The sequence below is a fragment of the Pseudomonas sp. HAR-UPW-AIA-41 genome (genome assembly GCF_002304225.1).
In the GTDB taxonomy this organism is placed as follows: Bacteria; Pseudomonadota; Gammaproteobacteria; order Pseudomonadales; family Pseudomonadaceae; genus Aquipseudomonas.
The window spans coordinates 149,138-160,387 of record NZ_NSLB01000003.1 but is presented as its reverse complement, the minus strand read 5'-3'; the positions used below and the strand labels follow the sequence as shown (position 1 = coordinate 160,387).

General features: G+C 63.3%; 12 protein-coding genes. 7 read left to right on the top strand and 5 right to left on the bottom strand.

Features of this window, described 5'->3' with window-relative positions; all coding sequences use genetic code 11:
• Positions 1–78 precede the first annotated feature (78 nt).
• A complete protein-coding gene (locus CK486_RS07985; RefSeq protein ID WP_095939765.1) occupies positions 79–1,068 on the top strand; it encodes a hydrolase in 990 nt (329 codons plus the stop codon).
• Here CK486_RS07985 and CK486_RS07980 read toward each other — a convergent pair.
• Positions 1,061–1,720, bottom strand: a complete 660-nt coding sequence (locus CK486_RS07980; protein WP_095939764.1) for a TetR/AcrR family transcriptional regulator — start codon at positions 1,718–1,720, stop codon at positions 1,061–1,063. The genes CK486_RS07985 and CK486_RS07980 overlap by 8 nt on opposite strands.
• Positions 1,721–1,885: 165 nt before the next feature.
• On the opposite strand from CK486_RS07980, the gene CK486_RS07975 reads away from it, so the two are divergent.
• From CK486_RS07975 to ggt, 6 genes are all read left to right on the top strand, one after another.
• The gene (locus CK486_RS07975; protein ID WP_256574386.1) at positions 1,886–3,349 is read left to right on the top strand and encodes a coniferyl aldehyde dehydrogenase; all 1,464 of its coding nucleotides are present in this window, start codon (positions 1,886–1,888) and stop codon (positions 3,347–3,349) included.
• 55 nt (positions 3,350–3,404) lie between these two features.
• Complete coding sequence (locus CK486_RS07970; RefSeq protein WP_095939762.1) at positions 3,405–3,950, top strand: twin-arginine translocation pathway signal protein; 546 nt, start codon at positions 3,405–3,407, stop codon at positions 3,948–3,950.
• Between the two features lie 58 nt (positions 3,951–4,008).
• On the top strand, positions 4,009–5,604 hold the full coding sequence (locus CK486_RS07965; protein ID WP_095939761.1) for a GMC family oxidoreductase: 1,596 nt from the start codon (positions 4,009–4,011) through the stop codon (positions 5,602–5,604).
• Positions 5,605–5,693: 89 nt separating this feature from the next.
• Positions 5,694–6,173 carry a pantetheine-phosphate adenylyltransferase gene (gene coaD, locus CK486_RS07960; protein ID WP_095939760.1) on the top strand — a complete coding sequence of 160 codons (480 nt, stop codon included), beginning with the start codon at positions 5,694–5,696 and terminating at the stop codon, positions 6,171–6,173.
• 107 nt (positions 6,174–6,280) lie between these two features.
• Positions 6,281–6,532 (top strand): YfhL family 4Fe-4S dicluster ferredoxin, encoded by a 252-nt coding sequence (locus CK486_RS07955; RefSeq protein WP_095939759.1) that lies wholly within the window; start codon positions 6,281–6,283, stop codon positions 6,530–6,532.
• Positions 6,533–6,644: 112 nt separating this feature from the next.
• Positions 6,645–8,297, top strand: coding sequence for a gamma-glutamyltransferase (gene ggt, locus CK486_RS07950; protein ID WP_095939758.1), 1,653 nt, complete (start codon positions 6,645–6,647; stop codon positions 8,295–8,297).
• A gap of 75 nt (positions 8,298–8,372) precedes the next feature.
• On the opposite strand, the gene CK486_RS07945 is transcribed toward ggt, so the two are convergent.
• The 4 genes from CK486_RS07945 to CK486_RS07930 all read right to left on the bottom strand — a co-directional run bounded on the left by CK486_RS07945 (position 8,373) and on the right by CK486_RS07930 (position 11,190).
• Positions 8,373–8,726: a multidrug transporter gene (locus CK486_RS07945; RefSeq protein ID WP_095939757.1), complete on the bottom strand. Its 354-nt coding sequence runs from the start codon at positions 8,724–8,726 to the stop codon at positions 8,373–8,375.
• 74 nt (positions 8,727–8,800) lie between these two features.
• Complete coding sequence (locus tag CK486_RS07940) at positions 8,801–9,379, bottom strand: lysophospholipid acyltransferase family protein (protein WP_095939756.1); 579 nt, start codon at positions 9,377–9,379, stop codon at positions 8,801–8,803.
• A 42-nt stretch (positions 9,380–9,421) separates the two neighbouring features.
• The gene (gene mutM / locus CK486_RS07935; RefSeq protein WP_095939755.1) at positions 9,422–10,234 is read right to left on the bottom strand and encodes a bifunctional DNA-formamidopyrimidine glycosylase/DNA-(apurinic or apyrimidinic site) lyase; all 813 of its coding nucleotides are present in this window, start codon (positions 10,232–10,234) and stop codon (positions 9,422–9,424) included.
• Positions 10,235–10,317: 83 nt separating this feature from the next.
• On the bottom strand, positions 10,318–11,190 hold the full coding sequence (locus tag CK486_RS07930; protein ID WP_095939754.1) for an HDOD domain-containing protein: 873 nt from the start codon (positions 11,188–11,190) through the stop codon (positions 10,318–10,320).
• Positions 11,191–11,250 lie beyond the last annotated feature (60 nt).

The following is an 11,250-nucleotide window of genomic DNA, read 5'->3' as shown; positions in this document are numbered from 1 at the left end:
CTTGCCCATGGTGCTTTTCTTTCTGTTGCCCAACCCCTAGCCTCGCAGCCTGAGTCTCCGCCACGAGTTTCTCCATCGATGTCCGCGTCTTTCCAACCCGCCTGGTGGCTGCCCGGCCCGCACCTGCAGACCCTCTGGGCCTCGTTCTTCCGCAAAACGCCGCAACTGCAGCGTCAGCGCGAGCGGCTGTGGCTGGCCGATGGCGATTTCATCGACCTCGACTGGTACGGCCCGCACGAGGCCGAGGTCCCGCTGGTGCTGGTGGCACACGGCCTGACCGGCTCGTCCGGGTCCCACTATGTGCTCGGCCTGCAGCAGCAGCTCGCCAATCAGGGCTGGGCCAGCGTGGCACTGAACTGGCGCGGCTGTTCGGGCGAATCCAACCTGCTGCCGCGCGGCTATCACTCGGGCGTGAGCGAAGACCTGGCGGCGGTGATCGCCCACCTGCAAGCCTGCCGACCGCAGGCACCGCTGTACGCGGTGGGCTATTCGCTGGGCGGTAATGTACTGCTCAAGTACCTGGGCGAGACGGGCGAGCACTCCGGGCTGGAAGCCGCCGTGGCGGTGTCGGTGCCCTTTCGCCTGGACCAGTGCGCTGACCGCATCGGCATCGGCTTTTCGCGGGTCTATCAGGCGCATTTCATGCAGGAGCTCAAGGCTTACGTGGCCGACAAGCGTGCGCGTTTTGCCGAGCGGGGTCTGGCCCAGCACCTGGCGACTCTGGAGGGCCTGGGCCCGCTGGATGACATGCGAACCTTCTGGGACTTCGACGGCCGCGTCACCGCGCCGCTGCACGGCTTCCATGATGCCGACGACTATTACCGGCGCGCCTCCAGCCGCTTCTACCTGAGCGCCATCCGCACCCCGAGCCTGCTGATTCAGGCCGCCGACGACCCCTTCGTGTTCCGCCACAGCGTGCCGGAGCCCTCCGAGCTGGCCCCCTGCACGACGCTGGAGCTGCATGAGCATGGCGGGCATGTCGGCTTTATCGACGGCAGCCTGCGCCAGCCCGGTTTCTACCTGGAACGGCGCATCCCGCAGTGGTTACAGCAACAGCGTGTCAGCTGAGGGCATCAACCGGCACGAACAGTTTCTGCTGCAATGCCTCGATCGCCGGGCGCGCCTCGGCACTGGCATAGCCGCCCTCCAGCGCCAGAACCTGATAGATGCCACGGCGCAGCATGTCCTGGCTGAGATCGCCGTGGCTGCCGAAGGTGGTGCAGAGAAAGCGCACCCAGGAGGTCATGATGATCCAGCTGTTGAGGGTCAGCGCTTCGACCTGCGCTGGCTCCATCAGCAGAATGCCGGCCTCGACGAAGCCCTGGTAGATGCCCTGGGCCTGCACCATGCAGCGCTGGGCAAAGGTGCGGTAGCGGGCGGCCAGTTCCGGATCGGCCTCAAGCAGGTGCTCCAGGTCACGGTGAAGGAAGCGGTAGTGCCACATCGCCGCCAGCAGGGCTTCGAGATAGAAGGTCTTGTCAGCGACGGTCAGCGCCCGCCCCTCGGGCCGGCGGAGGAACTGGTCGACCTGCGCTTCATACTGGGCGAACAGCTCGGCGATGATCGCCTGCTTGTTGCGGAAGTGGTAGTACAGGTTGCCCGGCGACATGCCCAAGTGCGCCGCGATGTGATTGGTGGTGACGTTGCGCTCGCCCTGAGCATTGAACAGCTCCAGGCTCTCGGCAACGATGCGGTCTCGGGTTTTCACACGCGGGGCCATGCCAACGGGTCCTCTCTGACTGACAACTGGGGCACCGGGCCGCAGCGGAAACAGGCGCATGTTACCGCGCAGCAACCCCCGGCGGGCACGCTAACTTTTCGTTGGGCTGCCGCACGGCGGCCCGGCAGTCATGCTATTTGACACTCTAGAGCATTTGCTCTAAAAATGCTCGAAAGCCACCCCACCAGGAGCCCCACCATGGTTGCCGATATCGCCTACCTGCAGCAGACCCAGCAGGAAATTGCCCAGCTCGAGCAATTGTTTGCCCGCCAGCGTAGTGCCTATCGCGCCCATCCGATGCCCTCGGCAGAGCAGCGCGTGCAATGGCTGAACAGCCTGGCGGAGCTGATTTCCAGCGAGCGGGAGAGCCTGATCAAGGCCATCAGCGCGGACTTCAGCAACCGCTCGGCGGATGAAACCATCCTCGCCGAGATCATGCCGAGCCTGCATGCCATCCACTATTCGGCCAGGCGCGTGAAGAAGTGGATGAAGCCCTCGCGCCGCAGCGTCGGCCTGGCGTTCATGCCGGCCGCCGCCAAGGTGGTGTACCAGCCCGTCGGCGTGGTCGGCGTGATCGTGCCCTGGAACTACCCGCTGTACCTGGCCATGGGCCCGCTGATCGGCGCGCTGGCCGCCGGCAACCGGGTGATGATCAAGATGAGCGAGTCCACCCCGGCCACTGCCGCACTGGTGAAGAATCTGCTGGCGCGCATCTTCCCCGAGGATCTGGTGTGCGTGGTGCTCGGTGAGGTGGAGCTGGGCGTGGCCTTCTCCAAGCTGCCGTTCGATCACCTGCTGTTCACCGGCGCCACCAGCGTCGGCAAGCACGTGATGCGCGCCGCCGCCGAAAACCTGACCCCGGTGACGCTGGAGCTGGGCGGCAAGTCCCCGGCCATCGTCTCGGCAAATGTACCGCTGCGCGATGCCGCAGAGCGTATTGCCTTCGGCAAGACCCTCAACGCCGGGCAGACCTGCGTGGCACCGGACTATGTGCTGGTGCCGAAGGACCGCGTCGATGGTTTCGTTGCTGCCTACAAAGAAGTGGTGCAGCGCTTCCTGCCGACCCTCAAGGACAACCCGGACTACACCGCAGTCATCAACGAGCGTCAGCTGGCACGCCTGAAGAGCTACATCTCAGACGCCGAAAGCAAGGGTGCCCAGATCATCCCGCTGTATGCCGAAGGCCAGGGCCGCCGCCTGCCGCACACCCTGCTGCTGAATGTGAACGATGAGATGAAGGTGATGCAGGACGAGATCTTCGGCCCGCTGCTGCCGGTGATCCCCTATGACAAGCTGGAAGACGCCCTGACCTTCATCAACGACCGCGACCGCCCGCTGGCGCTGTACTACTTCGGCTACGACAAGGCCGAGCAGCAGCACGTGCTGGAGCAGACCCACTCGGGCGGCGTATGCCTGAACGACACCATGCTGCACGTGGCCCAGGACGACATGCCCTTCGGCGGCGTCGGCCCGTCCGGCATGGGCCACTACCATGGCCACGAAGGCTTCAAGACCTTCAGCCATGCCAAGAGCACCTTCATCAAACAGCGCTTCAACGCCGCCGCGATGATCTACCCGCCCTACGGCAAGGCCATCCAGAAGCTGGTGTACAAGCTGTTCGTCCGCTGAGCCTCCTGGGCCGGTCGCCTGACCGGCCCGTCGCTGACTTGCCGCGAGATTTTCCATGACTGCACATTCGATGGACGCGCCCGAACTTTCCCGGCGCAGCCTGCTCAAGGTCGGCCTGCTCGGCTCGGCCTTCCTCGCCACCGCCGGCGTCACCGCCAGCCTCAGCGGCTGTTCGGCCAGTGTGCCGGCCCAGGGCCTGGCGGTCCTGCGCGACGGTGACCTGCCGTTTCTCCGCGCGCTGATCCCGGTGATTCTCGAGGGTGCCGTGCCCGCCGAGAAGATGGAGTCCGCAGTGGGCAAGACCATCGCCGGCATCGACTACAGCCTCAACCGTTTCTCGCCGGAAATGGCCAAGCTCACCATCCAGCTGTTCGACGTGCTGGCCATGGGCGTGACCCGTGGCCCGCTGACCGGCATCTGGGGCAGCTGGGAAAAAGCCAGCGCCGACGATATCCGCCACTTCCTCGGCCGCTGGCAGAACAGCTCGCTGGGCCTGCTGAAGATGGGCCATGCCTCGCTGCTGCAACTGGTGATGCTGGCCTGGTACGGCAACCCGGACTCCTGGGGTCACTGCGGCTACCCCGGCCCGCCCACTGTCTGATGTCTGCTTGCAACCCGCTCAGCCTTGTTCTGCCTGAATCATAAAAAGAGAGCCTGAAATGCCTGTACCGGATCTGTTCAAAGAGGGCCTGTCTCGCGGCTGGAAGACCTACGACGGCTCGCGCCTGAGCCAGGACCTGACCCTGGAAGCCGATGTGGCCATCGTCGGATCCGGCGCAGGCGGCGGCACCACCGCGGAGATTCTCAGCGCAGCCGGCTTCAAGGTCCTGCTGATCGAGGAAGGCCCACTAAAGACCAGTTCCGACTTCAAGATGCAGGAACCCGAGGCCTATGGCTCGCTGTATCAGGAAGGCATGGGGCGGATGAGCAAGGACGGTGCCATCACCATCATGCAGGGCCGTGCCGTGGGCGGCACCACCCTGGTCAACTGGACCTCCAGCTTCCGCACCCCGGACGGCACCCTGCAGCACTGGGCCGAGGCCTATGGCGTAAAGGGCCACAGCGTCGCCGACATGGCACCTTGGTTCGAGAAGATGGAACAGCGCCTGGGCGTAGCCCCTTGGGTTATTCCGCCGAATGCCAACAACGATGTGATCCGCCGCGGCTGCGACAAGCTCGGCTATCACTGGAAAGTCATCCCGCGCAATGTGCGCGGCTGCTGGAACCTGGGCTACTGCGGCATGGGCTGCCCGACCAACGCCAAGCAGTCGATGCTGGTCACCACCATTCCGGCCACCCTCGACAAGGGCGGCGAGCTGCTCTATCTGGCCCGCGCCGACAAGCTGCAGATCAGCGGCGGCAAGGTCACCGGCATCGAATGCCAGGGGCTGGACGAGCGCTGCGTGGCCCCCAACGGCCGCAAGATTCTGGTCAAAGCCAAACATTATGTGCTGGCCGCCGGCGGCATCAACAGCCCGGCGCTGCTGATGCGCTCCAACGCTCCCGACCCGCACGGCCGCACCGGCCAGCGCACCTTCCTGCACACGGTGAACTTCTCCGCGGCGCAGTTCGATGAAGTGATCAATCCCTTCTACGGCGCCCCGCAGTCGCTCTATTCCGATCATTTCCAGTGGGATGAAGGCATCACCGGGCGCATGTCCTACAAGCTCGAAGTGCCGCCACTGCAGCCGGCGCTGACCGCTACCCTGCTCGGCCGCTTTGGTATCGACAACGCCCTGCGCATGGAGCAGCTGCCGCACACCAACGTGATGCTGGCGCTGATGCGCGACGGCTTCCACCCGGACAGCGCGGTGGGCAAGGTCGAGCTGCGCAGCGACGGCAGCCCGGTGCTCGACTACCAGATGACCGACTACACCTGGGACGGCATCCGCCGCGCCTTCCAGGTCATGGCGGAAATCCAGTTCGCCGCCGGCGCCAAGGCCGTGCTGCCGCTGCACGCCGACGCCGACTACGTGAAGACCCCGGCCCAGGCCCGCGAGCTGATCGATTCGCTGCGCCTGGAAATCTACCGCACCCGTTTGGGCAGCGCCCACGTGATGGGCGGTTGCGGCATGAGCGAAGATCCCAAGCTGGGCGTCACCGACAGCCTGGGGCGCCACCACCAGCTGGAGAACCTGTCGATCCACGACGGTTCGCTGTTCCCCACCAGCATCGGTGCGAACCCGCAGTTGTCGATCTACGGCCTCACCGCCCAGCTCGCCAGCCTGCTTGCCGAGCGCCTGAAAGCGGCCTGACCGCTGCTGCGCAAAGTTCCCTTTGGCTTGGCCTTGGGGAACTGCTGCGCTACCATCCGAGTCCCCTACGGACCTGTCTGGACGTTGCGATGAACCGAGTGCTGTACCCAGGTACCTTCGATCCCATTACCAAGGGTCATGGTGACCTGATCGAGCGCGCCTCGCGCCTGTTCGACCATATCATCATCGCGGTGGCGGCCAGCCCGAAGAAAAACCCGCTGTTCCCTCTGGAGCAACGTGTGGCCCTCGCCCGGGAAGTCACTGCTCACCTGCCGAATGTCGAGGTGGTGGGGTTCTCCACCCTGCTCGCCCACTTCGTCAAAGAGCAGAAGGCCAACGTCTTCCTGCGCGGCCTGCGCGCGGTGTCGGACTTCGAGTACGAATTCCAGCTGGCCAACATGAACCGTCAGCTGGTGCCCGAGGTGGAGAGCATGTTCCTCACCCCGTCGGAGAAGTACTCCTACATCTCCTCGACCCTAGTGCGCGAAATCGCTGCGCTGGGCGGCGATGTCAGCAAGTTCGTCCACCCGGCGGTGGAAGAAGCCCTGAAAAACCGCTTCGCCCAGTGATCTGAGGCAACTCGCCGCATCTTCACTGATGCGGCGTGCCGCGCCATGCGGCAAAATTGCAGCTCTGTCCCGGCAATACCGTGCCTGACCGGCACCGGAGTCATCCCATGTCCCTGATCATCACCGAAGACTGCATCAACTGCGACGTTTGCGAGCCCGAATGCCCCAACGCCGCCATCTCCCAGGGCGAGGAGATCTACGTGATCGATCCCAACCTGTGCACTCAGTGCGTCGGCCACTACGACGAACCGCAGTGCCAGCAGGTGTGTCCGGTCGACTGCATTCCCCTCGACCCGAACCATGTCGAAAGCCATGACGAGCTGATGGCCAAGTACCGGATCATCACCGGCAAGGCCTGAGCCACAGACATTCGCCAGCCGGCGTGGCCGACTCGATTACACTGGGTAGACGAGTCCGGCGCGCCGGCTTTTGTTTGCCTGCGCGCCGCCACTAACCTGGCAGACACCCCACATGCGCCCATCGCTCATACTGTTCGTCGGCCTGTTGCTGTGCAGCAGCCTCCGCGCCGAAACACCCGCTCAACTCCCGCAACAGGCTCTGGTGGCCAGCGCCCACCCAGCCGCCACCGTTGCCGGTCTGGAAACCCTGGCCACCGGCGGCAACGCCTTCGACGCGGCCGTGGCCGTGGCGGCTGCCCTGGCCGTGGCCGAGCCCTATGGCTCTGGCCTGGGTGGCGGCGGGTTCTTTCTGCTGCGCGAAGCCGGAACACTACCCCGCTACCGCTTCGTCGATGCGCGCGAACGGGCTCCGCTGAAGGCCCATGCAGACATGTATGCGGTGGCCGGCAAGACGAAACAGGCGCCGTCACTGGATGGTGCTCTGGCGGCGGCCATCCCCGGCCTGCCCGCCGCCCTCGCCCACCTCAGCAAGCGCTACGGCAAGCTGGCACTGCGCGACAGCCTGTATCCTGCCCAGCGCCTGGCCCGCGATGGCATTGGCATCGATGCGCTGTATCGAGAAAGAGTCAGCTGGCGACTGAAGGCCATGCAGGCTGATCCAGAGACAGCGCGCATATTCCTGACTGATAATGAAGCCCCCGCCGAGCACAGCCTGCTGCGCCAACCTGAGCTGGCCAGCACCCTGCAACGACTGGCCGATCACGGCCATGCCGGCTTCTACAGCGGCCGCAGCGCCGATCTGCTGGTGCGCGCCGTACAGACGGCAGGCGGCATCTGGACTCATCAGGATCTCGCCGAATACCGGGTGGTCGAACGTCAGCCACTGCGTGCCAGACTGCAGGAAGGCCGTGAACTGATCACAGCACCACCGCCCTCGGCCGGCGGCGTGGCCCTGATCCAGAGCCTGGCCATGCTGCAACAGCTGAACTGGCGCAAGGCCGATACCCTGACCCGCGATCATCTGGTAATCGAGAGCCTGCGCCGCGCCTACCGCGACCGTGGCCTGCTGGGCGACCCGAATCAGATCCGCAATCCGCTGACCAGTCTGCTGGCGCCGGCTTATCTGCAGCAACTGGCGCGCTCCATCGACCGTCAGAAGGCCACGCCCAGCAGCAGTCTCCCCCCCACCACCGCCTGGCATGAAGGCCCGCATACCACCCACTTCACGGTAATCGACCAGGCCGGCAATGCCGTCAGCGCTACCCTCTCGATCAACCTGCCCTTTGGCGCAGCCTTCACCGCCAAAGGCACCGGGGTTCTGCTGAACAACGAGATGGATGATTTCGCCAAGGCCGTGGATGAGCAGAACGCCTATGGCCTCACCGGCAGCCAGGCCAACCTGATTGCCCCGGGCAAACGCCCGCTGTCGAGCATGACCCCGAGCTTTATCGAAAGCACCGGTGAACTGAGCAGCTTCGGCACACCTGGCGGCAGCCGCATTCCCAGCATGGTGCTGCTGGGCATCCTCGAATACCTGGACGGCCAGCCAGTCGAGCGCTGGGTAGACCGCCCGCGCTTTCATCACCAATACCTGCCGGATGTACTGGAGTACGAACCCGCCACCTTCAGCAGTCAGGAGAAGGCCGGACTGCTGCGCCTTGGTCATCAGCTGCAGAGTACCAACCGCCGTTATGGCAACCTGCAGGTACTGCGCTGGAACAAGCAGAGCGGCGCAGTCGAAGGCGCCAGCGACCGCGCGGGCTAGGCCGGGCAGATACCATTACCCTGCCTCCACAATGAAAAAGCCGGTCACAGACCGGCTTTTAAAAAAGGCTACGCCTTACCGGTGTGCACTTACACCCGGAGCAGGAGATGGGGTGGTGCAACCCAGGCAGCGCACAAAGGCTTCACGGCCCGGCTCACCAACCAGCGCATCCGCCGCCTCACCAACGTTACCGCCCAGAGCGGTGAACGGCAGGCTGACGACAAAGGCAATCGCACCAATACCGGTTGCTGCAATTAGCAAAGGCCGCGCGATGACCAGATCACCGATCATGGCGTAAGCCCTCGGAGACTCTGCGGTATACATCGGATCACCACTAGTGTTCTGCTGCACCACCTCGGCATGCGCCGGCAGCGTCAGGAGGCCAGTGGTCAGCGCCAGGACAGCAGCGGTGGTACGAAACAGGTTCATGGTTGCGATCCTTCAGGAGTTCTCGTTGTCGGTTAACTATAACAGCGCTTCAGAAAAAGTCAGCGTGATGCAGGTCAATCCCCGTGGAACGCATATTCTGGCTTTTTCGGTGGATAGGGGCGGAAGAATTCCAACATAGCCTTGAGGTCAGCCGCCTGATCGCCTGTCGGCTGAAACGCCGGGCCGATCACGATGCGCCTCTCCGCATAATCCAAGGCACCCAACACGATAGGGACGCCTGCGCCGCGGGCGATGTGGTAGAAGCCCATTTTCCAGCGCTCAACCTTTTTGCGTGTACCCTCCGGCGACAAAATCAGCATGAACTGAGAATTGTCGCGGAAACCCTGAATCGCCTGATCGACCATATTCAGCTTGAGATGGCGACGCACCGGGATCCCCCCCCAACGCTGCAGCAGATTGGTAAATGGCCAGCGGAAAATAGTGTGTTTGCCGAACCAGCGGGCATTCAGGCGCAGCACGAACTTGGCGGCCAGAAACAGTACGAAGTCCCAGTTCGAAGTGTGATGGGCACCGATCACCACGAACTTATCGAGCGCAGGCATCTGCCCCTCGATGCGCCAGCCCATGAGGCGCAGGACAGTTCGTCCGACCCACTCGGCAAAGGGGTTGGGCGGAAGATAATTGCCGGACATCATTCACCTCTTATTCTTGTTCTCGGCAGAGTTTGACAGGGTTCAGCGCTGGCATTTGCCGCAGTAGACACTGGCACGCTGACCCAGTTTGACCTCGCGCAGCGTGCTGCCGCAGCACTTGCAGAACTCGCCGCCTCGCCCGTAGACGAACAGCTCCTGCTGGAAGTAACCGGGCTGGCCGTCGCCACCGACAAAGTCACGCAGCGTGGTACCTCCACGCTCGATGGCATGGGCGAGGATGCGTTTGATTTCTTCACCCAGGCGCAGGTAACGCGCCCGCGAGATGCTCCCCGCCTCGCGCCGCGGATCGATGCCGGCGGCAAACAGCGCCTCGCTGGCGTAGATATTGCCGACTCCGACCACCACCGCGTTATCCATGATGAAGGGCTTGACCGCCATGCTGCGCCCACGCGACAGCTCATACAGCCGCTCACCGTCGAAACCGCCGCCCAGCGGTTCAGGCCCCAGCCTGGCCAGCAGTTCATGGCTCAGTGGTTCGCGACTCCAGAGCAACGCACCGAAACGCCGGGGATCGGTGTAGCGCAGGGCCAGCCCCGACTCCAGCTCGACATCCACATGCTCATGCTTGGCCGCAGGCGTTCCCACTGGCACCAGGCGCAGGCTGCCGGACATCCCCAAGTGGGCAATGAGCGTGCCGCTTTCGGCCTTGATCAGCAGGTACTTGGCCCGACGCTCGACCGACTCGATGCGCTGTCCGGACAGGCAGATGTCCAGGTCTTCGGGAATCGGCCAGCGCAGCCGGTGCTCACGCACCAGAACACGACTGACACGCTGCCCCAGCAGATGGGGCTCGATACCGCGACGGGTGGTTTCGACTTCGGGTAATTCAGGCATGAGAACCAGGCAACTAGATAGCAGGCCGCCACCTTAGCAGCGCCACTGGAACCTAACCAGCCCACCCCTGGGCTAGCCGATACTCAGCGCAGCCCTATACCGAGCTCTTTGAGACTGTCCATAAAGTTCTCGAAGTCGTACTCGGAGAGACCGACATACTCCAATACAGTCGGCTCAAGAACCGCCCACTCGTGATCATCCACTTGGTTGCCCAGAACCCGATGACACCCACAGATATGCTCAGCCATCTTGAGAATGGACAGGAGTGTTCTCAGGCGAGCATTCCGGGATGACTCCTCGGAGAAGATCGCCAGCAGATTGTGATGATTGGCGATGGCCTCACATAGATGCTCCGGCAGGCGCCAGGAACGCGCAGTGAAATAACCCACCACGGCATGGTTGGTGTTGAGTTTGTCATTCTCCACATCCACCACACGGCGCTCGTCGTTGTTACAAGCGTACGCCTCTTCCAACACCTGCATGTAATCAGGGAAGCGCTTGACCATCAGCGGGATGCCACAATTGTGAAACAGCCCCAGAGCATAGGCCTCGTCGGCAGGCTGGTAGCCAATATGCTTGGCCAGGGTCAGGCAAGTCATCGCCACATCCTGAGCGGTATCCCAGAAGCGGTTGAGCGTGACGATGGTCTCATCGCTCATTTCGCCCTTGATCGACTGGGCATTGATCAGGTTGATCACCGTGTTGCAGCCCAGCAGATTGACTGCCTGCTGAATCGAGGCGATGCGGTTGGCCAGGCCAAAATGCGGCGAATTGACGATTTTCAGCAGCGCGCCTGAAAGGCCTGGATCCTGACCAATCAACTTGGCAATGGCCTTCAGATCGGGCTCCGGCATCAACTGCTCCATCTGCAGATCAACCATGATCTGCGGCTGGGGCGGAACGCTGATGCCATGCAGGAATTCCTGGATTTGCCCTTCGCTGAGGTCAACTGCCATAACTGTCACGCGCCAGAAGATCGAAAAGTGAATGAGAGTGTAGCCGCAAAGCGGCTGGAT

What these genes read in the sequence shown, in the direction of transcription:
- CK486_RS07940 (WP_095939756.1), bottom strand. Translation starts at nt 9,379, where the DNA reads ATGTCCGGCAATTATCTTCCGCCCAACCCCTTTGCCGAGTGGGTCGGA.
- ggt (WP_095939758.1), top strand. Translation starts at nt 6,645, where the DNA reads ATGCGCCCATCGCTCATACTGTTCGTCGGCCTGTTGCTGTGCAGCAGC.
- CK486_RS07930 (WP_095939754.1), bottom strand. Translation starts at nt 11,190, where the DNA reads ATGGCAGTTGACCTCAGCGAAGGGCAAATCCAGGAATTCCTGCATGGC.
- coaD (WP_095939760.1), top strand. Translation starts at nt 5,694, where the DNA reads ATGAACCGAGTGCTGTACCCAGGTACCTTCGATCCCATTACCAAGGGT.
- CK486_RS07955 (WP_095939759.1), top strand. Translation starts at nt 6,281, where the DNA reads ATGTCCCTGATCATCACCGAAGACTGCATCAACTGCGACGTTTGCGAG.
- CK486_RS07965 (WP_095939761.1), top strand. Translation starts at nt 4,009, where the DNA reads ATGCCTGTACCGGATCTGTTCAAAGAGGGCCTGTCTCGCGGCTGGAAG.
- CK486_RS07985 (WP_095939765.1), top strand. Translation starts at nt 79, where the DNA reads ATGTCCGCGTCTTTCCAACCCGCCTGGTGGCTGCCCGGCCCGCACCTG.
- CK486_RS07980 (WP_095939764.1), bottom strand. Translation starts at nt 1,720, where the DNA reads ATGGCCCCGCGTGTGAAAACCCGAGACCGCATCGTTGCCGAGAGCCTG.
- CK486_RS07945 (WP_095939757.1), bottom strand. Translation starts at nt 8,726, where the DNA reads ATGAACCTGTTTCGTACCACCGCTGCTGTCCTGGCGCTGACCACTGGC.
- CK486_RS07975 (WP_256574386.1), top strand. Translation starts at nt 1,886, where the DNA reads ATGCTCGAAAGCCACCCCACCAGGAGCCCCACCATGGTTGCCGATATC.
- mutM (WP_095939755.1), bottom strand. Translation starts at nt 10,234, where the DNA reads ATGCCTGAATTACCCGAAGTCGAAACCACCCGTCGCGGTATCGAGCCC.
- CK486_RS07970 (WP_095939762.1), top strand. Translation starts at nt 3,405, where the DNA reads ATGACTGCACATTCGATGGACGCGCCCGAACTTTCCCGGCGCAGCCTG.